Annotated in this window: 18 protein-coding genes; 16 read left to right on the plus strand and 2 right to left on the minus strand. The window is 72.2% G+C overall.

What is annotated here, in order from left to right:
* Window positions 1–163: 163 nt before the first annotated feature.
* From ACQPZA_RS10030 to ACQPZA_RS10100, 15 genes are all read left to right on the plus strand, one after another.
* Window positions 164–922 carry a 4-carboxy-4-hydroxy-2-oxoadipate aldolase/oxaloacetate decarboxylase gene (locus tag ACQPZA_RS10030; RefSeq protein WP_433279935.1) on the plus strand — a complete coding sequence of 253 codons (759 nt, stop codon included), beginning with the start codon at window positions 164–166 and terminating at the stop codon, window positions 920–922.
* Window positions 915–2,087, plus strand: a complete 1,173-nt coding sequence (locus ACQPZA_RS10035) for a hypothetical protein (RefSeq protein ID WP_433279936.1) — start codon at window positions 915–917, stop codon at window positions 2,085–2,087. Before ACQPZA_RS10030 ends, ACQPZA_RS10035 begins: the two co-directional genes overlap by 8 nt.
* 97 nt (window positions 2,088–2,184) lie before the next feature.
* Complete coding sequence (locus ACQPZA_RS10040; RefSeq protein WP_433279937.1) at window positions 2,185–3,474, plus strand: Rieske 2Fe-2S domain-containing protein; 1,290 nt, start codon at window positions 2,185–2,187, stop codon at window positions 3,472–3,474.
* Between the two features lie 145 nt (window positions 3,475–3,619).
* Entirely contained in the window at window positions 3,620–5,239 is a 1,620-nt protein-coding gene (locus ACQPZA_RS10045) for an ABC transporter substrate-binding protein (RefSeq protein WP_433279938.1), read from the plus strand.
* Window positions 5,240–5,306: 67 nt separating this feature from the next.
* Window positions 5,307–5,651, plus strand: coding sequence for a ferredoxin (fdxA, locus tag ACQPZA_RS10050; protein WP_169399755.1), 345 nt, complete (start codon window positions 5,307–5,309; stop codon window positions 5,649–5,651).
* A gap of 16 nt (window positions 5,652–5,667) precedes the next feature.
* Window positions 5,668–6,705: an ABC transporter permease gene (locus tag ACQPZA_RS10055; RefSeq protein ID WP_433282744.1), complete on the plus strand. Its 1,038-nt coding sequence runs from the start codon at window positions 5,668–5,670 to the stop codon at window positions 6,703–6,705.
* Window positions 6,698–7,630, plus strand: coding sequence for an ABC transporter permease (locus ACQPZA_RS10060; RefSeq protein WP_169399753.1), 933 nt, complete (start codon window positions 6,698–6,700; stop codon window positions 7,628–7,630). Before ACQPZA_RS10055 ends, ACQPZA_RS10060 begins: the two co-directional genes overlap by 8 nt.
* Window positions 7,627–8,766: an ABC transporter ATP-binding protein gene (locus ACQPZA_RS10065; RefSeq protein ID WP_433279939.1), complete on the plus strand. Its 1,140-nt coding sequence runs from the start codon at window positions 7,627–7,629 to the stop codon at window positions 8,764–8,766. Before ACQPZA_RS10060 ends, ACQPZA_RS10065 begins: the two co-directional genes overlap by 4 nt.
* Before the next feature lie 74 nt (window positions 8,767–8,840).
* Entirely contained in the window at window positions 8,841–10,445 is a 1,605-nt protein-coding gene (locus tag ACQPZA_RS10070; RefSeq protein WP_433279941.1) for an ABC transporter substrate-binding protein, read from the plus strand.
* Window positions 10,430–11,488, plus strand: coding sequence for an ABC transporter ATP-binding protein (locus tag ACQPZA_RS10075; protein WP_211175173.1), 1,059 nt, complete (start codon window positions 10,430–10,432; stop codon window positions 11,486–11,488). Before ACQPZA_RS10070 ends, ACQPZA_RS10075 begins: the two co-directional genes overlap by 16 nt.
* Window positions 11,488–12,339, plus strand: a complete 852-nt coding sequence (locus tag ACQPZA_RS10080; protein ID WP_433279943.1) for a MaoC/PaaZ C-terminal domain-containing protein — start codon at window positions 11,488–11,490, stop codon at window positions 12,337–12,339. Before ACQPZA_RS10075 ends, ACQPZA_RS10080 begins: the two co-directional genes overlap by 1 nt.
* A 34-nt stretch (window positions 12,340–12,373) precedes the next feature.
* Complete coding sequence (locus tag ACQPZA_RS10085) at window positions 12,374–13,288, plus strand: SDR family NAD(P)-dependent oxidoreductase (RefSeq protein ID WP_433279945.1); 915 nt, start codon at window positions 12,374–12,376, stop codon at window positions 13,286–13,288.
* Entirely contained in the window at window positions 13,288–14,208 is a 921-nt protein-coding gene (locus ACQPZA_RS10090) for an amidohydrolase family protein (protein WP_433282746.1), read from the plus strand. Before ACQPZA_RS10085 ends, ACQPZA_RS10090 begins: the two co-directional genes overlap by 1 nt.
* A complete protein-coding gene (locus ACQPZA_RS10095) occupies window positions 14,208–15,875 on the plus strand; it encodes an AMP-binding protein (protein WP_433279947.1) in 1,668 nt (555 codons plus the stop codon). The genes ACQPZA_RS10090 and ACQPZA_RS10095 overlap by 1 nt, the downstream gene beginning before the upstream one ends.
* A complete protein-coding gene (locus ACQPZA_RS10100; RefSeq protein WP_433279949.1) occupies window positions 15,872–17,170 on the plus strand; it encodes an MFS transporter in 1,299 nt (432 codons plus the stop codon). The genes ACQPZA_RS10095 and ACQPZA_RS10100 overlap by 4 nt, the downstream gene beginning before the upstream one ends.
* On the opposite strand, the gene ACQPZA_RS10105 is transcribed toward ACQPZA_RS10100, so the two are convergent.
* Together ACQPZA_RS10105 and ACQPZA_RS10110 are read right to left on the minus strand one after the other, a co-directional pair.
* Complete coding sequence (locus ACQPZA_RS10105; RefSeq protein WP_433279951.1) at window positions 17,133–17,936, minus strand: alpha/beta fold hydrolase; 804 nt, start codon at window positions 17,934–17,936, stop codon at window positions 17,133–17,135. The genes ACQPZA_RS10100 and ACQPZA_RS10105 overlap by 38 nt on opposite strands.
* Window positions 17,937–18,022: 86 nt before the next feature.
* Entirely contained in the window at window positions 18,023–18,301 is a 279-nt protein-coding gene (locus tag ACQPZA_RS10110) for a DUF6158 family protein (RefSeq protein ID WP_169398688.1), read from the minus strand.
* Between the two features lie 184 nt (window positions 18,302–18,485).
* Between ACQPZA_RS10110 and ACQPZA_RS10115 the strand changes: the two genes are divergently transcribed.
* Window positions 18,486–20,672, plus strand: a complete 2,187-nt coding sequence (locus ACQPZA_RS10115; RefSeq protein ID WP_433279953.1) for a DUF6461 domain-containing protein — start codon at window positions 18,486–18,488, stop codon at window positions 20,670–20,672.
* Window positions 20,673–20,708 lie beyond the last annotated feature (36 nt).

Here is a 20,708-nt window from a genome sequence, read left to right on the forward strand (position 1 = left end):
GCAACCAGATTGTTAACAATCTGGTTGCCACTGACGGGTGCCGGAGTTATGGTCCACAGACTGATCCCGACGCCAGGAGGCACAGGCACATGGGTTCATCCGTCAGAGGCGACGGGCCGATCGTGCGGTGCCCCCGGCAGGACATCCCCAGGAGCGCGGTGCGGTGAGCAGGCCAGAGGTGAGCGGGCACGTCGTCGTCCGCAACGATCTCGCCCCCGACGTCGACGCGGTGGCCCAGCTGGGCCGCCAGGGCGTGGCCACGGTCCACGAGGCGCAGGGCAGGCGCGGGCTGCTCGGTCCGGAGATCCGGCCGGTGCAGGACGGCGCCGCGATCGCCGGGCGCGCCGTCACCGTGCTGTCCCACCCGGGCGACAACCTGATGCTGCACGCCGCGGTCGAGCAGTGCCGGCCCGGCGACGTGGTGGTCGTGTCCACCACCTCGGAGTCCACCGACGGCATGTTCGGTGAGCTGCTCGCGGTCTCGATGCGCAGCCGCGGGGTGATCGGTCTCGTCACCGGCGCCGGCGTCCGCGACGTCGCGGATCTGCGCCGGATGGGCTTCCCGGTCTGGACGCGGGCGGTCAGCGCGCAGGGCACGGTGAAGGCGAGCCCAGGTTCGGTGAACGTGCCGGTGGTCGTGGGCGGCACCCTCGTGGAGCCGGGCGACGTCGTGGTCGCCGACGACGACGGCGTGGTCGTCGTTCCCCGCACCCAGGCGCCCACGGTCGCCGCCGCGGCCGAGGAGCGGCTGCGCAACGAGGCCGACAAGCGCGCCCGGCTCGCCGCCGGGGAGCTGGGCCTGGACATGTACGGGCTGCGCGCCGACCTCGAACGACTGGGTGTCCGCTACGTGGACGGCCCTACCGACGGCCCTACCGACGGCGCCGTCTCCGGGCTTCCGGAGGGGGTGCTCCATGGCTGAGATCGTCGCGGCCGCCGCTGCGGTGCACGCCCCGCAGCTGCTGAGCCGCCCGCCCCACGAGGACCCGGCCAAGCTCGACGGCAGCACCGACGCGCTGCGCCGCTTCGGCGAGGTGCTCGACGACACCCGCCCCGACGCGCTGCTGGTGATCGGCATCGACCACCTCGAGACGTTCTGGCTGGAGGCGGTGCCCACCTTCACCCTCGTCCTGTCCCCGGAGGCCGAGGCCTACTACATGCAGAAGGAGCGGCGCGTCCCGGTGCACACCGGGCTCGCCAAGCACCTGCTGCACGGTGTGGTCGGCCGCGACATCGACCTCACCTACTCGCAGGAGGCCAAGCTCGGGCACGCGTTCCTCACACCGTTCGAGTACGTGCTGGGCGACCGGGACATCCCCGTGATCCCCCTGCTGGTCAACGCCTACCTGCCGCCGCTGCCCAGCCCGCGCCGGTGCTTCGCGCTCGGCAAGGCGATCGCGGAGTCGCTCGCCGACCGCCCGGAGCGCGTCGCCGTGCTCGCGAGCGGCGGGATGTCCCACTTCCCCGGCACCGCCCGCTACACCGCGCCGCAGTTCTCGTTCGACGAGTGGGTGCTGCAGGAGGTGGCCGCCGGCCGCTACGAGGAGCTGCTGGACCTCACGCCCGTGCAGCTCGACGAGGTGGGCGAGAGCGAGCTGCTCACGTGGTTCGTCATGCTCGGGGTTCTCGCCGGATCCGGCGCCGCGGTGCCCGGCTCGCTGCTGTCCTACCAGCACCTGAGCCACCACGGCCACGGCGTCGTGCAGTTCGTGCCGCCGGTGGCCGATGGCGCCGAACCCACCGTGGACGAGCCGCTGGCGAGCCCGGTGCCCAGGCACGGCGGCTACGAGTTCACCTCCACCGACTTCATCTACTACCGCTTCCCGGAGCCGGTGAGCTTCCCGCTCAACCGCCTCCTGCACCGCGTCATCACCGACGAGGAGCTCCGCAGCGAGTTCGTCCGCGACCCCGCGGCCGTGGCGGCGACGGCCGACCTCACCGACGAGCAGCGCGAGGCGCTGCTGGCCGACGGCTTCGACAAGCTCACCGAGGTCGGCGCCCACCCGCTGCTCGCGCTCTCCGCCCGCCAGGTGTCACTGCTGGAGCAGCAGCGCCAGGACGCAGCCGCCGCGGTGAGCACCACCTGATCTTCCCGACCGGATTCACCACCACTCTGGAGAGAGGCCGACGATGCTGTCAGCACAGGACAACGAACTCCTGACCCGTGTGGGGCCCGGAACTCCGATGGGCGAGCTGCTGCGCCGTTACTGGACGCCCGCTCTGCTGGTCAGCGAGCTGCCGGCGCCGGACAGCGACCCGGTGCGGGTGCGGCTGCTGGGTGAGGACCTGGTGGCGTTCCGCGACACGAACGGCCGGGTCGGGCTGATCCAGGAGAACTGCCCGCACCGCGGCGCGTCGCTCTACTTCGGACGCAACGAGGAGTGCGGGCTGCGCTGCCCGTACCACGGCTGGAAGTTCGACGCCGACGGCGCGTGCGTCGACATGCCGAGCGAGCCGCCGAACAGCGTGTTCAAGGACAAGGTGAAGGCCACGGCCTACCCGACCCACGAGTCGGGCGGCATCGTGTGGACCTACATGGGTCCGGCCGACAAGATCACCCCCTTCCGTGACTTCGGCACCGAGTCCCTCGAGCCCGACCAGGTCGCCGCCACCAAGCTGAACACCCCGTGCAACTGGGTGCAGGCGATGGAGGGCAACCTCGACACGTCGCACATCTCCTGGCTGCACCAGTGGAACGGCGTCGACGACATCCCCGACGACGGCAGCGACAAGCCGGGCTACCCGAGCAACGCGATGTCGTGGAAGTTCTGGAAGCACGACCGCGCGCCGCGGCTGGAGATCGAGGACACCTGGTACGGGTTCAAGTACGTCGGTATCCGCGACACGCCCAACGGGCACAAACACGTGCGGATGAGCGCGTTCGTCTTCCCGTACAACACGGTGATCGCGTCGGTGCCCTTCAGCACCCAGCACGGCCTGTTCGTGCCGATCGACGACCACAACACGTGGCGCTACAGCTTCTCCACGCGCGTGAACCCCGGCCTGCAGGAGGTCGGCGGCACCAACCTCTTCGCGCTGAGCCCGTTCGAGTTCGGGCCGGCCGAGGTGGGCCGCAACGGGATCATCCCGCGGCGCTACACCGCCGATAACGACTACGGCATCGACCGCGAGGAACAGCGCAACGTCACCTACTCCGGCGTCCGTGAGTTCATCAGCCAGGACTTCATGGTCACCGAGTCGATGGGCCCCATCTACGACCGCACCCAGGAGAAGCTGGGCACGTCCGACAAGGCGATCATCCGGATGCGCCGCCTGCTGCTGGCCGCCGCCAGGTCGGTGGCCGACGGCGGTGAGCCGCCCGCGGTCGCCCAGGATCTCGACTACAAGAGCATCCGGTCGGCGGAGAAGATCCTCGAACCGGACGAGGACTGGCGGGTGCTCGGCACCGCCGACGACCCGATGGTGCAGAAGTACGACGCCGGCAACGCCCGCGTGCCGGTCGCCGGTTCCTGATCGTCCCCGGCCGCCGTCCCGTCAGGGGCGGCGGCCACCGGGGCCGTCCGGCCCCCGCCTGTCGTCCGCCGCTTCTCCCGGCGCTGCTCGTCGACTCCGCTGTTCCTGATACATCGCCATTCCTGACACATCGAGGTGTTCTGAGATGCGATTGCGATGTTGCGCGTCCCGTGCCGTCGCCGCGGTGGCGCTCGCGTGCTGCGCGGTGCTGCTGGGCGCGTGCGGGGCGGCCAACCGGGAGGCGGTGTCGGCCGGTGCGCTGCAGGCCCGCGATCCCTACGGTGCCGACCTCGCCACGGAGGGCACGCCCCGGCGCGGCGGCACCCTGACCCTCGGGATGGACCGGGAGGTCGTCAGCTTCGACCCCACGGTCCAGAACTCGAACATGGCCGCGCTGGCCGTGTACGACTCGCTGCTCAAGGTCGACCCGCAGGGCAAGGCCCAGCCGTATCTCGCGCAGTCGATGGACAGCGCCGACGGCGGACTGACCTGGCGCCTCGGGCTGCGGCCCGGCGTGCAGTTCACCGACGGCACCGCCCTCGACTCCGCCGCCGTGCTGGTCAACGTGCAGCGCCACATCGACAAGCTGTCCTCGCCCGCCCACGCCTTCGCCTCGAACATCGCGTCGATGCGGGCGGTGGACCCACTCACCGTCGAGTTCGTGCTGAAGGCCCCGCTCGGCGACTTCCCGGTGCTGTTCGCCCAGCCGATCACCTACGGCAGCCTCGGCATGATCATCTCGCCCGCGGCGCTGCAGCAGTACGGCGACGACATCGGGCGCCACCCGGTGGGCGCGGGACCGTTCCGGTTCGTGGAGTGGATCCCCGACTCGCGGATCGTGCTCGCCCGCAACGAGAGCTACTGGCAGCAGGGCATGCCCTACCTCGACGGGCTCGAGTTCCGTCCGCTGCCCGACACCGAGACGCGCTACGCCTCGATCGAGAACGGTGACGTCGACCTCGTGTTCGGCGGGTACAACCAGGAGCTCGTCCGGGCGAGCTCCAACCCCGGGTTGCGCGTGTACTACGGGCCCGGCAACGCCGGCGAGTACCTCTACTTCAACTTCAACAAGGCGCCGTTCAACGACCGCAGGATGCGCGAGGCGCTGATCAGGTCGCTGGATCTGAACGCACTGGCGGCGAGCCAGTACAGCGGCCGGCTCGTGCCGTCCACCAGCCTGTTCACCGAGGACAGCCCGTACCACACGCAGGCGGCGTCGGACGCGTGGCCGAAGTTCGACCCGGAACGGGCGAAGCAGCTGATCGCCGAGTACAAGGCCTCGGGCGGCGACCCGACATTCACCTTCAAGACGACCCAGGCGCGGGTGCCCTTCGGGGAGTTCATCCAGGCCCAGATGGCGGCCGTGGGCATCGACATGAAGGTGCAGTTCTACGACCTGGCGCAGTTCTCCTCGGCGGTGGTGCAGAGCAACGACTTCCAGCTCACCACCTGGGTCGGAGCCTTCGACGTGCCCTACCCGGGCGCGACGCGGCTCCTGCACACCGGCGGCAACACCAACTACGGCGACTACTCCAACCCCCAGGTGGACGCCCTGCTCGACGAGGCAGCGCGCACCACCGACCAGGCGGTCCGGACCCACGCCTACCAGCAGGTCGAGCTGCTGGTGGGGCAGGACCTCTCGATGGCGTGGTTCAGCCGCAGCTACCTGTCCACGATCACCAGACCCGAGGTGAAGGGCATCGACCGCTACCCGTCACGGGACATGTTCTTCGCCACCACCTGGCTCGACCGCAACGCGAACTGAGCCCGCCACCGACTCGCGACCAGCACGCGCCCCCCGACAGGGCGCCCCACGAAAGGGGGTCAACGAGATGACCTACGTCATCGCCGAAGCCTGCGTCGACCTGATGGACCGCAGCTGCGTCGACGTCTGCCCGGTCGACTGCATCTACACCGGTGAACGCAAGCTCTACATCAACCCGGCCGAGTGCATCGAGTGCGGCGCCTGCGAACCGGAGTGCCCGGTGGACTCGATCGTGCTGGAGCAGGCGGCGTCCGGCGCGGAGGCCACCCACATCTCCGACAACGCGGCGTTCTTCTACGACGTGCTGCCCGGCCGCGACGCCCCGCTCGGCGACCCCGGTGGCGCCTCGGTCGTCGGACCCATCGGGGTGGACACCCCGCTGGTGTCGGCACTCCCGGCGCGGGAGAGCTGAGCGCGCCGTGGCCGACATGACGCTGACCACGCCGGCGGGCCCGGCCCTCACCCCCGCCGGTGGTGCGTCGCCCGCGCCGAAGCCGGGCGGCCGCCACCGCCCGGCACTGCGCCGCATCCGCAAGCGGCTGGTGCACCTGCTGATCGTGCTGCTCGCCGTCACCTTTCTGTCGTTCGTGGTGGTCGACCTGCTCCCGGGCGACGCCGCGGTGGTCGTGGCGGGGGACAACGCGACCCCGGAGCAGGTGCAGCAGGTCCGGGAGGACCTGCAGCTCGACCGGCCGCTCCTGGTGCGCTACGTCGACTGGCTCGGCGGGGTGGTGACCGGCGACCTCGGCAGCTCGTTCCGCACCGGGCAGCCGGTGGCCGAGGCGCTGGCGCAGCGGATACCGGTGACGTTCGAGATCACGATCATCGCGCAGCTGCTGGCGCTGCTGATCGCGATCCCGCTGGCGGTCTACTCCGCCTATCGGCCGGGCCGGCTCGTGGACAGGGCATCGATGACGATCGGGTTCGGCGCCGCCGCGATGCCGACCTTCGTGTTCGGCATGGTGCTGATCGTGCTGTTCGCAGGTGGTGTCTCGAGCATCCTGCCGGCCACCGGCTACGTCGGGTTCTTCGAGGATCCGCTCGGCAACCTGAGATCGATCATCCTGCCGTGCCTGACGCTGATGATCGCCGAGGCCGCGGTCTACCGACAACTGCTGCGCTCGGACATGATCTCGACGCTGCAGGAGGACTTCATCCTCATGGCCCGCTCCAAGGGTCTGAGCGCCCGCACGATCCTGCTCCGCCATGCGCTGCGGCCCTCGTCGTTCTCGCTGATCACGCTGTCCGGGGTGAACATCGGCCGCCTGCTGGGCGGCACCGTGATCGTCGAGACGCTGTTCGCCATCCCCGGGCTCGGCCAGCTGATCGTGCAGGCCGTGTTCAACCGCGACTACATGATCCTGCAGGGCGCGCTGCTGTTCGTCGCGGTCGCCTACGTCGTGATCAACATGCTGATCGACCTCCTGTACCTGGCCCTCGACCCGCGGGTGCGCAGAGATGCCTGAGACGACGACTCCGGGAATGACCCCGGACACGACCACCGGCGACGCCGTCGCCACCCAGGTGCCGATCGCGACGATGGCGGCAAAGGGAAAGGGCAAGCGGATCCAGCGCGCCGGCCGCGCGCCGATCGGCTGGTACGTGGCGTGGGTGTGGCTGGGCGCGGTGGTGCTCTCCGCGGTGTTCGCCCCGCTGCTGCCGCTGTGGGACCCGGCGGTGCCCGACTACAACAACGTGTTCGGCGGGATCACGCCCCAGCACTGGCTGGGCGGTGACACGCTGGGTCGCGACAACCTCTCCCGGATCATCTACGGGGCACGGGCGTCGCTGCTCGTCGGCATCTGCGCCGTCCTGCTCGGCGCGCTGGTGGGCGGCATCCTCGGCATGCTCGCCGGTTACTTCGGCGGCCGCACCGAGCGGGTGCTGGCGTTGGTCACCGACGTGGTGCTCGCCTTCCCCGGCCTGGTGTTCATCATCGCGCTGGTCGCGATCCTGGGCTCCAGCCTCACCAACCTGATCATCGGCCTGGCGATCCTGTCGGTGCCGACGTTCATCCGGCTCAGCCGGGCCGCCACCCTGACCGTCGCGCAGCGGGAGTTCGTGCAGGCCGCGCGGGCGTACGGGTGCAAACCACTGCGGATCATCGCCCGGGAGATCGCGCCCAACGTGGTGCTCCCGGTGGCCGCGTACGGCTTCATCATGATCGGCGTCTTCATCGTGGTGGAGGGCTCGCTGAGCTTCCTCGGCCTCGGCATCCCGCCGCCCACGCCGAGCTGGGGCGGCATGATCGCCGGCGGTCGCACCGAGCTGCTCAACTTCCCGCACATCTCGCTGTTCCCCGCCGCCGTCATGTTCCTGACGGTGCTCTCGATCAACTACATCGGCGAGCGCACCCGCAAGCAGTTCGAGGTCAAGGAGAGCAACCTGTGACCGGCACGCGGAGCGAGACCCGGAACGGCCGGAGCGAGGACGTCCTGAGTGCCGGTGCGCAGGATCCCGACGGCGCCGACCTGCTCACGGCCGAGGACGTCGTGGTGCGCTTCCACACCAAGAAAGGTGTGGTGCACGCCGCCGAGGGCGTGTCGCTGCGCCTGAAGGCGGGCGAGGTGCTCGCCGTGGTGGGGGAGAGCGGCTCGGGCAAGACCGTGTTCACCCGCCGGGCGATGGGGCTCATCAGCGGCGGGCGCGGCACCGAGGTGTCGGGCACCGTCACCTACGACGGCACCAGGATCAGCGAGCTGTCGGGCAAGGCGCTCTCGGCGTTCTGGGGCTCGGAGATCGCGCTGATCCTCCAGGACCCCATGACCTCGCTGAACCCCGTCAAGCGGATCGGCGCGCAGCTCACCGAGACGATCCTGCTGCACGAGCGCGTCACGAAGAAGGAGGCGCTGGAGCGGGCCGTCGAGCTGCTGCGCTCCGTGGGGCTCTCCGAGCCCGAGCGACGGGTGCGCCAGTACCCGCACGAGCTCTCCGGGGGCATGCGCCAGCGCGTGACGATCGCGATCGCGCTGTCCTGCAACCCGCGGCTCCTGCTCGCCGACGAGCCCACGACCGCGCTCGACGTCACCGTGCAGGCCCAGATCCTGGACCTGCTCGCCGACCTGCAGGCGCGCAGGCGGATGGCGATGCTGCTGGTCACGCACGACCTGCGGGTGGTGCGCAGCCGGTCGGACCGCATCGCGGTGATGTACGCGGGCCGCATCGTCGAGACGGCGCCCACCCCGGAGCTCTTCGCCGAGCCGAAGATGCCCTACACCGAGGCACTCATGAACGCGGTGCCGCCGGTCGCCGGGCCGAACCACGTCCGGCTCCAGGTGATCCCCGGCCGGCCGCCGGACCTCATCAACCCGCCGGCGGGCTGCAAGTTCAGCCCGCGGTGCCCCTACGCGCAGGACAGGTGTCTCACCGAAGAGCCGCCCCTGCGCGACGCCGGCTCGCCCGACCACCAGTACCGCTGCTGGTTCCCGGTGGGCAGCCCGGCCTGGGCCGAGGCCAAGGCCCGCAACATCGAGCGTGGGACGAGTGCCGCCGGCACGCCCGTGACCGAGGAGATGGTGTTGACATGACGCAGCAACGGAGCTGCTCATCCGGCCCGCCGGGAACGCCCGGACGGGGGGTCAGCCGACGAGGCTCGCGCGCCGTGGGCGCGCTCGCCCTGTCACTGGGCGTCGTGCTGCTCGCCGCGTGCGGGAGCAACGTCGCGCCGGCCGCGGCGCCGGGGGCCGGCGACGGGATCACGGCCACCAACCCCGTCGGGGGCGACCTCGCGGCGGAGGGGCAGCCCAAGAGCGGCGGCGTGCTGGTGATGGGCACCGACCGCGAGGCCGTCGGGTTCGACCCGACCGTGCAGAACACCAACCAGGCGGCCATCGCGATCTACGACTCGCTGATGAAGCTCGGCCGCGACGGCACCGTCGAGCCCTACATGGCCGAGTCGATGGAGAGCCCGGACGAGGGCCGCACCTGGCGGCTCGTCCTGCGCGACGGCGTCCGGTTCAGCGACGGCACACCGCTCGACGCGAACGCGGTGATCACCAACGTCCAGCGCCACATCGACAAGGCCTCCTCGCCCGGCCACAAGTTCACCGAGCCGATCGTGTCGATGCGGGCGGTGGACGCGAAGACCGCCGAGTTCTCGCTGAACGGACCGTTCGGGCAGTTCCCGGTGACCTTCGCCGGCAGCTTCACCGGCGGCAGCCTCGGCACGATCGTCTCGCCTGCCGCGCTGGCCCGGTACGGCGAGCAGATCGCGCGCAACCCGGTGGGTGCGGGCCCGTTCAAGATGGTCAGCTGGACGCGCGACTCCCGGATGGTGCTGGAGCGCAACCCGGACTACTGGCAGAAGGACAAGGGCCTGCCCTACCTCGACGGGCTGGAGTTCCGCCCGCTGCCCGACACCGAGTCGCGCTACGCCTCGATCGAGAACGGTGACGTCGACCAGATCTTCGGCGGGTACCACACGGAGCTGATCCGCGCGCTCGACAACCCGAACCTGCGCGTCTACTACGGGCCGGGCAACGGGGCGGAGTACATCTACTTCAACGTCGAGAAGGCCCCGTTCGACGACCGCAGGATGCGCGAGGCCCTGATCCGCGGCATCGACCTCAACGCCCTCGCCGCCACGCAGTTCCGGTCGCGGATGACCAGGGCGAGCGGGTACTTCGGCTCGGACAGCCCGTACACCACGCCGGAGGCCGAGGCGGCCTGGCCGGCCTACGACCCCGAGAAGGCCAAGCAGCTCGTCCAGGAGTACGTGGCGGGAGGCGGCAGCGCCACCGTCCAGTACAAGACCACCAACGCGCCGAACCGGGTGGCGTTCGCGGAGTTCCTGCAGGCCCAGATGGCGGCCGTCGGCATCACGCTGCAGCCGCAGTTCTTCGACCTCGCGCAGTACTCCTCCAGCGTGGTGCAGAGCCAGGACTTCCAGATCGCCGGCTGGGTGGGCGGCCCGGTCGACGCTGCCTACCCGGCCGCGACCAACCTGTTCCGCACCGGCGGCAACGCCAACTACGGCGGCTACTCCAACCCGCAGATGGACTCGCTGCTCGACCAGGCCACCGCCTCGTCGGACCAGGCCGAGCGCACGCGGCTCTACCAGCAGGTCCAGCTGCTCGCCAACCAGGACCTGCCCGTGGCCTTCTACAGCCGCGGCTACCTGTCCACGATCACGAAGCCGGAGGTCAAGGGCGTGGTGCGCTACCTGACACGCGACCAGTTATTCGCGACGACATGGCTCGACCGGTGACGGCGCCGCACATGGAGGCGTCCGCACCGGTGGTGGACGACGCGGCCGAGTCCGACGTCGTGCTCCGGCTGGACAACCTCGTCGTCGAGTTCCCGGCAGGCGGGGGCCGCACCGTGCACGCGGTCTCCGGGATCAGCCTCGACGTCCACCGGGGCGAGACCCTCGGCCTGGTGGGGGAGTCGGGCTGTGGCAAGTCGACCACCGGGCGGGCGATCATGCAGCTGCCCCGTCCCACCGGCGGGTCGGTGCTGTTCGAGGGCCGCGACCTCGCCGGGCTGTCGGCCGACGAGCTGCGCCAGGTGCGGCCCAAGCTGCAGATGATCTTCCAGGACCCGATCTCGTCGCTGAACCCGCGGCGGCGCATCCCGGACATCGTCGGCGACCCGCTGGTGGTGTGGGGCCGCGGCAAGGACCGGGCGAAGGTCGTCCCCGAGGTGCTCGAGGCCGTGGGGCTCGACCCGGAGCAGGTGGCCGACCGCAGGCCGCACCAGTTCTCCGGCGGCCAGTGCCAGCGGGTGTCGATCGCCAGGGCACTGGTGCTCGAGCCGGAGGTGCTCATCTGCGACGAGCCGGTGTCGGCGCTCGACGTCTCGGTGCAGGCTCAGATCCTCAACCTGCTCGAGGACATGAAGCGCCGCTACGGGCTGACGCTGGTGTTCATCGCCCACGACCTGGGCGTGGTGCGCAACATCAGCGACCGGGTCGCGGTGATGTACCTCGGCAAGATCTGCGAGGTGGGCGAGACCGAGGCCCTCTTCGACCACCCCGTGCACCCGTATACACGGCTGCTGGTGTCGTCGATCCCCTCGATGGAACGCGCCGGCATCCCCACCGATGTGGGCAGCGGCGAGATGCCCTCTCCGGTCAACCCGCCGAGCGGCTGCCGGTTCCGTACCCGCTGCCCGATCGCCACGGAGCGGTGCGCCGCCGAGGAGCCGCTGATGCGGGAGGTCGCACCGAAGCGCTTCGTCGCGTGCCACCACCCGATGCTCGACGGCGCTCCCGACGGCGGGGCAGTCGCTGCGGGGACGGAGGGGGCCTGATGCCGATCGACCCCTCCGCCGTCGGGCGGGAAGGCGCACCCCGTACGCGGTCCTGGACCCCCACCGACGCCCTGCTCTACGCCGTCGGCGTCGGCGCGGGGCTCGGGGAGCCGACGAGTGAGCTGGCGTTCACCACCGAGAACTCCGACGGGGTGCCGCAGCAGGTGCTGCCGACGTTCGCGGTGCTGCTCTCGCAGGCCCCGCCCCCGTCGTTCGGGACGTTCGACCCGGCCCGGCTGGTGCACGCCGAGCAGGCCATCACCCTCCACCGGCCGGTGCCGGTGGAGGGCACGGTCACGGCCACGGCGCGGGTGGTCGGGGTGCACGACAAGGGTTCCGGCGCGCTCGTCGTCACCGAGTCCGAGGCCGTGCTCGCCGACGGGTCGCCGCTGGCCACCAACCGCACCGCCCTGTTCATCCGGGGCGAGGGCGGCTTCGGCGGTGACCGCGGGCCCCGCGACGACTGGACGGCGCCCGACCGCGCGCCCGACCGCACCGTCCGTTACGAGACCCGGCCCGAGCAGGCGCTGCTCTACCGGCTCTCCGGTGACCGCAACCCGTTGCACTCCGACCCGGTCTTCGCGGCCAGGGCCGGTTTCGGGAAGCCGATCCTGCACGGGCTGTGCACCTACGGCGTCGCCGGGCGGGCACTGATCCACGAGGTCGCCGGCGGCGATCCCACCCGGATCACCGGGATGTACGGGCGGTTCAGCGCCGTCGTCGTGCCGGGTCAGGCACTCACCGTCGAGATCTGGGCGGGCGACGCGGGCGCGGAGGTCCTGTTCCGTACCCGTACCGACGACGGGACGGTGGTCATCGACCGTGGCCGCGCCACTGTCGCCCCCGCCTGACCTCGACCACCACTAGCAGAGGAGAGACAGGACTGTGACGGGAGATCTGGTGCTGGCGGGACGGGTGGTGGTCGTGACCGGCTCGGGCCGGGGCCTCGGCCGCGCGTACGCGCTGGCGGTCGCGGCCGCGGGCGCCGCGGTCGTGGTGAACGACGTCGACGCCGACGCCGCCGATGCGGTGGTCGCGGAAATCGCCGCGGCGGGCGGGCGGGCCGTCCCCGTCGTCGCGCCGGTGGGGCCGACGGCCACGGCGGATGCGCTGGTCGCCGCGGCGGTGGAGCACTACGGGCAGCTGGACGCCGTGGTCACCAACGCCGGGCTGCTGCGGGACCGGACGGTCGGCAAGATGACCGACGAGGACTTCGACCTCGTGCTCGAGACCCACCTGCGCGGCACGTTCACCTGCGCGCGGGCGGCGCTGGCCCGGTTCCGTCAGCAGGGCGGGGGCGGCCGGCTGGTGCTCATCGGCTCGCCCGCCGGCCAGCGGGCCAGCTTCGGGCAGACCAACTACTCGGCGGCCAAGGCCGGCATCGTCGGCATGGCGCGGACGCTGGCGGTGGAGGCGGCCCGCCACGACGTCACCGTGAACGCGCTGATCCCGGTGGCGCTCACGCGCATGGTCGCCACGATCCCCGCGTTCGCCGACGCCGTGGCCGCCGTCGAGGCGGGGGAGCCGGTGCCCGCGCGCCTGCGCGCTGCGGGGGTGGGCACGGCCGACGACGTGGCACCGCTGCTGGTCTACCTGCTCTCCGACGCTGCCGCGGGGGTCACGGGACAGGCGCTCGGAGTCGGGGGGGACCGGATCAGCGTGTGGACCCACCCCACCGTCGCGGCCGAGGCGTCCCGCGAGGGCGGCTGGACGGCCGAGGCGATCGCCGAGGTGTTCCCGGAGCAGCTCGCACCGCACCTGCAGCCCTACGCACCGGACGTCCCGGCGGAGGCCCGATGATGGCGGAACAGCCGCGGCTCCAGCACACCGACCTCGTCGCCATCGACGTCCACACCCACGTGCACTTCTCCACCCGCGCCGCCCAGAGCGAGGCGGGCAGTGCGCGGATGGTGGAGATGAAGCAGCACTTCAGGTCCGACGTGCTCGGGATGGACCTGCACGGGCTCGCCGAGTTCTACCGCGAGCGGCGGATGGCCGCGGTGACGTTCACGATCGACTCCCTCGGGGACGTCGACGAGCACGCTCCCACCAACGAGGAGATCGGGGAGCTCGCCGCCGAGCACCCGGACGTGATCATCCCGTTCGCGAGCGTGCACCCCCTGCGGGGCAAGGCGGGAGCGCGGATCGCCCGCAGGCTGATCGAGCAGTACGGCTTCCGCGGGTTCAAGTTCCACCCGAGCGTGCAGGAGTTCTACCCGAACGACCCGGTGGCCTTCCCGATCTACGAGGTGCTGGCCGAGCACGGGCTGCCCGCGCTCTTCCACACCGGGCAGAACGGCGTCGGGAGCGGCACCAAGGGCGGGGGAGGGATCCGGCTGAAGTACTCCAACCCGATCCACCTCGACGACGTCGCCGTCGACTTCCCGGACATGCCGATCATCATGGCCCACCCCTCGTTCCCCTGGCAGGACGAGGCACTGGCCATCGCGGTGCACAAGGCGCAGGTGTACATCGACCTCTCGGGCTGGTCCCCGAAGTACTTCCCGCCGCAGCTCGTGCAGTACGCCAACACGCTGTTGAAGAAGAAGGTGCTGTTCGGCACCGACTTCCCGCTCTTCACCCCGGAGCGGTGGATCGCCGACCTGGAGAAGACCGAGATCCGCGACAGCGTCAAGCCCGACCTGATGCTGCACAACGCGGCCCGGCTCTTCGGGCTGGAGGTCGGGGGCGGGCCCGACCACCCGCAAGCGGGGTCGTGATGGCCGGCACCGCTGTCACCGGGCCTGGCGAGCTCGCCGACAACTTCGCGTCGCACTTCGAGCACATCGCCGACCTCGCACCCACGCGGGTCGCCGTCGCCGCGGGTGAGCGGCAGCTCACGTGGGCACAGTTCGACGAGCAGGCGGACCGGCTGGCCGGGTACCTGGCCGCGCGGGGCATCCGGGCGGGTGACCGGTTCGGCATCGATGCCCGCAACTCGCCGGAGTACCTGGTGACGCTGCACGCCCTGTTCAAGCTGATGGCCCTCCCGATCAACATCAACTACCGGTACCGGGCCGAGGAGGTCCGGCACCTGCTGGAGAGCTCGGGCGCGCGCGGCGCCGTCGTCGACGCCGACCTGGCAGGCGTGGTCGCCGAGGCCGCAGAGCCGGTGGCGGGCTGCGACCTGCTCGTGCCGATCGGGGCGGAGGGCAGCGGCTTCGGTGCCGAGGTCACCACCGCCGAGCGGCTGCCCCGCAGGCCTCGGGGTGACACGGAATGGCTGCTGTTCACGGGCGGCACGACGGGCTACCCCAAGGCGGTGGTCGGCCGGCAGGCGGAGCGGCTGCGTGCGGTGCGGTCGGGCGGGCTGTCCGCGCTCGGCATCGATCCCGCCGACGGGGTGGAGGCGCTGCACCAGGCACTCGACATCGACCCGTACGGCGAGGGCGGCCGGGTGGAGCTGCCCGCCCCGCCGCTGATGCACGGCACCGGCCTGTACGGGGCGCTCGGTGCCATGTCGGTCGGTGCGCCGGTGGTGCTGCTGCCGGGCCGCAGCACCACGGGAGAGGACCTGCTGGCCGCGATCTCGCGGCACCGCGTCACCGACATGCACATCGTCGGCGACGCCTTCGCGCTGCGGCTGCTCGACGCGCTCGACGCGGCGCGGGAGGCGGGACGCCCGTCGGGCATCGGGACGCTGCGCCGGATCCGCAGCGTCGGGGCCGTCTGGAGCCCGGCGGTCAAACGCAGGCTGCTGGACCACGCCGACCTCACGCTGCTCGACACCATCGCGGCGTCCGAGGGCGGGGTGTACGCGCACTCCTCGGTCACCCGCAGCACGGTCGACGACCAGGACGGGACGTTCGTGCTGGCCGCAGGCGCGCGGCTGCTCGACGAGGACGGGAACGACGTGCCGGCCGGGTCCGGCCGGGTGGGCATGCTCGCCGCGCCGGTGGTGGCCGAGGCGGGCTACGCCGGCGCCCCTCAGCAGACCGCCGCCGCCTTCCGCGACATCGACGGGGTCCGGTACTCGGTGCCGGGAGACATGGCCGTGCTCGAGGCGAACGGCAGGCTGCGGCTGCTCGGCCGGGGCAGCTCGGTGATCAACACCGGCGGGGAGAAGGTGTACGCCGACGAGGTGGAGCTGGCGCTGCACGCCCACCCCGCCGTGCGTGACGTGGTGGTGCTCGGCGTACCGGACCCGCGCTGGGGCAGTGCCGTGGCCGCGGTCGTGTCGATGGAGCGGGGGGCCCACGCGGACGCCGGCGAGCTCGCGGCGTTCGTCGGTGCGCGGCTGGCCTCCTACAAGAAGCCCCGCCACGTCGTCGTGGTGCCGGAGGTGCAGCGGCTCAACACCGGGAAGTCCGACCTGCGCTGGGCACGCGCGCAGTTCGCGCGGCTGCAGAACGAGGAGCGGGACGCCACGGCGCCGACCACCCGATGACGCCGCTGCGCGTGCGCGGAGCGGCGAGGAACGGCTGGTGGGTGGTGGTGGGTGGCTCGGTGCTGCTCACCCTGCAGAACGGGCTGATCATGAGCGCGTTCGGGGCCTACCTGGTGGCGATCACCGCCGACACCGGCTGGTCACCGGGGGTGGTCGCCGTGGGCTACGCGATCGTCCAGCTGGGCAACGGGTTCCTGTCGCCGCTGACGGGGTGGTGCTGTGACCGGTTCGGGACCCGGGCGGTGTCCCGGCTCGGGACGGTCGGCACGGCGGCCGGCTTCGCGCTGGCCAGCACGGTGGAGGACGCGACGCACTTCATCGGTGCGGTCGTGGTGATCGCGCTGGGCTGCTCCGCCGCCGGGATCACGCCGTTGACCGTCGCGGTGGTGCAGACGGTCAAGGAGCGCCGCACCCTCGCGCTGGGCCTGCTGCCCACCGGCGTCGCGCTCGGGGGCCTGGCCGTGCCGCTCGTGACGTGGGCGCTCGACGGCTTCGGCTGGCGGGCCACGTTCCTGGGCGTGGCGGTGGTGATCCTCGTGGTCGGGGTGCTGGCCGGCACCGTCCTGCCCTCCGACCGGGCACTGCGGCGCGCCGTCACGCCGGCGGCCGCTGAACCGGCCGTACTCGCCACCGCGGTGGCCGACCGCGAGCACGGCCGCGATCGCGACCACGACCTCGGCAGCGCGTTGCGCACCAGCGCGTTCTGGCTTCTCGTGGTGGGGCACGGGTCGGCCCTCGTCGCGGTGAGCGCCGTGAACCTGCACCTGGTGCCGTTGATGACCCACCACCACGGCATCCCGCTGGCGACCGCGGGCCTCACGGTGGCGGTGATGTCGACCGCGCAGCTGCTCGGCCAGGTCGTCACCGGCCTCATCGGCGACCGCGTCGACCAGCGCAGGCTCGCGGCGTTCTGCATGATCGTGCAGACCGGGGTGCTGGTGGCGCTCGCGCTGGTGTCGGGCGTCGGGCTCGTCGTGGCCGCGGCGGTCGTGCACGGCATCGCGTGGGGGCTGCGCGGCCCGGTGATGACCTCGCTGCGCACGGACTACTTCGGGATCGGCTCCTTCGGCACGATCATGGGCTGGTCGATGGGCTTCGTCTCCGTCGGTCTGGTGGTGGGGCCGCTGCTCGTCACCGCGCTCGCCGACGGCGCGGGTGGGTACCCGGGGGCGTTCGTCGCGCTGGCGGTGGTGACCGCACTCGGGTCGGTGGCGTTCTTCGTGCTGAGGAGGCCGCGCCGCCGCATGGCCGTGGCGGTCACCGGGCAGGACGTGCGGTGCTCCACCACGCCCTGATCTCGGCGGCGACCTCCGGTGCGCGTTCGATCTGGAGCCAGTGCCCGCACCCGGTCATGACCACCGCGCGGGACGCCGGGTGCCGGAACGTCGACTCCTCGTAGGCGGCCGCGTCGGCGTCGCGCTGGATCACGAGGACCGGGCACTCCCGGCGGGCGAGGTAGCCGTCCGTGCCGGGGCGGAAGGCGATGTCGCGGTCGTCCCACATGCCCCAGAACATGTCGTGGAGGGTGGCGGCCGGCAGCGTCTCGATCCTGCGGAACACGAGCGTGGCCAGCCAGTCGGGACTGGTGTCGGGGAACCACGTCGCGCCGAGGTACGAGCGGATCCCCGGCACGGGCTCCTCGGTCGTCAGCCGCTCCTTCATCGCCTCGATCACGGGGCGGCGCGCAGGGTCCGCCGCGTAGGGGGCGTCCAGGACGACCACGCCGAGTGTGAGCTCGGGGTGCTCCACGGCCATCGTGGAGGCGATCGCCCCGCCCAGCGAGTGCCCGACGACCACCGCGGGTCCAGCGGCCACCCGCGTGATGAGCGCGGCCAGGTCGGCGCGCTGCCGGGCGAGGTCGTAGCTGCTCGCGGGAGCGGAGCGGCCGGCGCCCCGCTGGTCGTAGGCGATCACGCGGAAGTCCTGCGTGAGCGCCGGGATCAGCCAGGACCAGTCCACCGAGTCGGCGGTCCAGCCGTGCACGAGGACGATCGGGGGGCCCGTGCCGGGACCCGTGTCGGTGTAGAAGATCTCGCTGTCCTCGGTACGGAGGTAGGGCACGCCGTCATTCTTCAACAATGTGCCGGAACCGAGGACCGGGATGATTCCCTTCGTTTTCCGCGCGCCGAATGAGGCGATTGTTCCGATCAGCCCGGTGCGCCGTCCAGGTCGCGGCCCGGCACCGACTGCCCGGCGCTCTCGCGGCTACCGGCCCGGGTGCGCATCGGGTCGGGTGCGCTGTCCTCCGGGAAACGGCGGAGGAACTCGCGTTCGAGCGCGAGCATCCGCTCCGTGTGCGCCTCCAGCGCCGACTCGCTGCCACCCAGGAGCGTGTCGTGCCGGGTCTCGTGCAGGTGCGCCACCTCGCGGCGGAGGTCGTCGTCGTCGAGCTCCTGGGGGGCGATTCCGTGTGTCCGGTCCGTCATGGCGCAGGAGTGCCCACACAGCGCGTCGACCATTCACCTCGGGGCCACCGGACCGGGTGAGGGCCGGTCCCCGGCGTCGTCCAGAATGGCCGCTCCACGATCAAGGGGCGGGTCTGCTGTGGACCGACGCGAACGAGTAGAACAACCACCGGCCGTGCGGCCCGCCGCGCCCGTGGGGGTGCGGATGCCTGCGGAGTGGGCCGTCGGCGCACCGGGCGGGGAGGGCGCGGACCGGCTGCCCGAGGCACCTGCCGCGCTCGCGGCCACCCTCGTGGAGCCGGTGCTGGCCGCGCTCCCCACGGTGGCCGCCCGTATCCCCGCGGCGCCCGTCGCCGCGCTCGGCAGGCTCGTGGCGCCCTCGGGGCCGGTGGATCGACTGCGGCCGGCGCCCCCGCGCGGGTCGCCCGTCGACCAGCTGCTCGCCGAGCGGCTCCTCGGTGCGCTGGAGCTCACGATCCCCGACGTCCTGATCGTCGTCCCGGAGGTGTTGGCCAGGCACGTCCGGGCGCGGATGCCGCAGGCCCCCGCCGCGGTGGCCGGTCTCTCGGCGAGCGGGGAGAGCGAGACCCGGTCGGCCGTCGCCCTGCTCGACCAGGTGGCGCCGGGACTGCGCGACCTGGTCACCGGTCTCGTCGCCGCCCTCGCCGGGCACGAGCGCGTCTCGCCGTTGCTGGAGGCCGCTCCCGGCGCCGAGCACGAGGTCGCCGCCGCGCACGGTGGTGTGCACCTGGCACTCGCCGTCGTCACGTCGCTCGCGGTGCTGCGGGCGGCCCGCCCCCCGATCGTCGGGTCGGACCCGCCGGTGGTGGTCGGCGTGGCGCTCGACGCGGCCGTCCGAGTGCTGCGGCAGCGTCCGATGCCCGACGCGTACGCGGTCGCGCTGCGCGAGCGGCTGCGCGCCGACTACGTCCTGCCCCGGTTCTCCGCAGGCGACGTGCCGGTGCAGGAGCACCACTTCGCGCTGGTCGAGGGTGACTTCCCGGCCGTCGCGGCGGAGCCGTCCAACGGGCTGGTCCAGGTGGTGCCCGGTGGCATCGTCGTCCGGACCGGCGTGCCCAGCGCTGCGGTGCCGGTGTGGCTGCGCGTGGTGGGCGAGGAACCCGCCGTCGTCGAGCTGGACGCGTGGCAGGAGGTGGTCGACGTCAGCTACACCGCCGTCGACGGGGCGGCGTCGGTGCTGGGCCCGGCCGCCCCGGCGCCCGCGCACCTGCAGGGGCAGACCCCACCGTGGCCGGGGTCGATCAGGGCGCGGGTCTCGGCGCGGGGCCGCGACGAGCACGGGGACGGACGGGAGGGCGGCGAGCGCTACGAGATCGTGCTCTGGTCCGCGGCGCCCGCCGACGAGGTGGTGCACAAGGCGACCGACCGGCTCGGCCACCGGCTGCGCGGCGAGCCGGAGCCGCCGGTCGCCCCCCGCCCGGAGGCGGCCTACCGCTGGGTGCGCAACACCGTTCTCGGCATGGCGGCCACGGTCACGGTCGTCACCGGCTCCGGGCCCGAGCGGGTGCTGGCGGCGTTCGGGGCCGACCCCACGGAGCCCGTCGCACTCACCGAGCTGTTCGAGGAGGGCGGGAGCGACCCGTGGGTCGCGGTGCTGCCGGTCGGCGACGCGGTGCTGGCGGTCGAGTACAACGGCTGGCAGGGAGCCCAGATGCCGGTGCTGCGGCTGGCCTCCGCGCGGGGGCGCGCCGCCAGCATGTACTGGAACGTCAACGCGCTGACGAACCTGTCGTTCGCCCGCGGCGGGGTGATGTTGGCCTCGTTCGAACCGCCCCCGCCCGACGCCCCCGGTGATGCGGAGGTGATCGCCGTGCTCGAGGGGCTCGAGCTCGAGGACTACCACGAGCGGGTGGAGAAGTGCCTCGTAGCCGTCGAGCGGTTCACCGGCCGCGGGCTGCGGGCCGAGGACCTGGAGCGCATCGAGGCGGCCGGCGTCGCCTACCGCATCCTGCCCCGGCTGCCCGAGCACCACCCGGAGGAGCGCCGCCCCGACGGCACCCGGCGCTGGAGCAAGCCCGACCCGCTCGGCCCGGACACCGACGCGCTGCTGGCGCTGCCCGAGCCGGCCCTGCGCGAGCTGGCCTGGTGGGCCGCCGCGCAGGCGGTGGAACACAGCGGGCTCGGCTCCCACCCCGCCGTCTCCGCGAGCCTGGCCACCCGCACCCTCACCTCCGACGCCGACGTGCTCGCCCGGACGTCCGGACTCGAGGGCCGCGGCGCACACCGCTACGTCTGGTTGGCGCTGCACCAGGCGATGAACCCCGACGCGCTCTCCGCCGCGATCCGCGCGCTCGACGCCGCGCGCTACGCGTTCGGCCCGGACGCCTCCGCGTTCCTCGACCAGGCCAGGGAGCGTGCGTTCGGGCGGTGACTCGACTTTCGCGATCTCGGCCCTCCGGGGCAGGAT

The organism is Pseudonocardia xinjiangensis (assembly GCF_050948425.1).
Taxonomy (GTDB): Bacteria; Actinomycetota; Actinomycetes; order Mycobacteriales; family Pseudonocardiaceae; genus Pseudonocardia; species Pseudonocardia xinjiangensis.

Excerpts from the sequence above, each read along its gene's own strand:
- ACQPZA_RS10045 (WP_433279938.1), top strand. The coding sequence starts at position 3,620 with ATGCGATTGCGATGTTGCGCGTCCCGTGCCGTCGCCGCGGTGGCGCTC.
- ACQPZA_RS10080 (WP_433279943.1), top strand. The coding sequence starts at position 11,488 with ATGCCGATCGACCCCTCCGCCGTCGGGCGGGAAGGCGCACCCCGTACG.
- ACQPZA_RS10035 (WP_433279936.1), top strand. The coding sequence starts at position 915 with ATGGCTGAGATCGTCGCGGCCGCCGCTGCGGTGCACGCCCCGCAGCTG.
- fdxA (WP_169399755.1), top strand. The coding sequence starts at position 5,307 with ATGACCTACGTCATCGCCGAAGCCTGCGTCGACCTGATGGACCGCAGC.
- ACQPZA_RS10055 (WP_433282744.1), top strand. The coding sequence starts at position 5,668 with ATGACGCTGACCACGCCGGCGGGCCCGGCCCTCACCCCCGCCGGTGGT.
- ACQPZA_RS10110 (WP_169398688.1), bottom strand. The coding sequence starts at position 18,301 with ATGACGGACCGGACACACGGAATCGCCCCCCAGGAGCTCGACGACGAC.
- ACQPZA_RS10060 (WP_169399753.1), top strand. The coding sequence starts at position 6,698 with ATGCCTGAGACGACGACTCCGGGAATGACCCCGGACACGACCACCGGC.
- ACQPZA_RS10040 (WP_433279937.1), top strand. The coding sequence starts at position 2,185 with ATGGGCGAGCTGCTGCGCCGTTACTGGACGCCCGCTCTGCTGGTCAGC.
- ACQPZA_RS10075 (WP_211175173.1), top strand. The coding sequence starts at position 10,430 with ATGGCTCGACCGGTGACGGCGCCGCACATGGAGGCGTCCGCACCGGTG.
- ACQPZA_RS10100 (WP_433279949.1), top strand. The coding sequence starts at position 15,872 with ATGACGCCGCTGCGCGTGCGCGGAGCGGCGAGGAACGGCTGGTGGGTG.
- ACQPZA_RS10095 (WP_433279947.1), top strand. The coding sequence starts at position 14,208 with ATGGCCGGCACCGCTGTCACCGGGCCTGGCGAGCTCGCCGACAACTTC.
- ACQPZA_RS10090 (WP_433282746.1), top strand. The coding sequence starts at position 13,288 with ATGGCGGAACAGCCGCGGCTCCAGCACACCGACCTCGTCGCCATCGAC.
- ACQPZA_RS10115 (WP_433279953.1), top strand. The coding sequence starts at position 18,486 with ATGCCTGCGGAGTGGGCCGTCGGCGCACCGGGCGGGGAGGGCGCGGAC.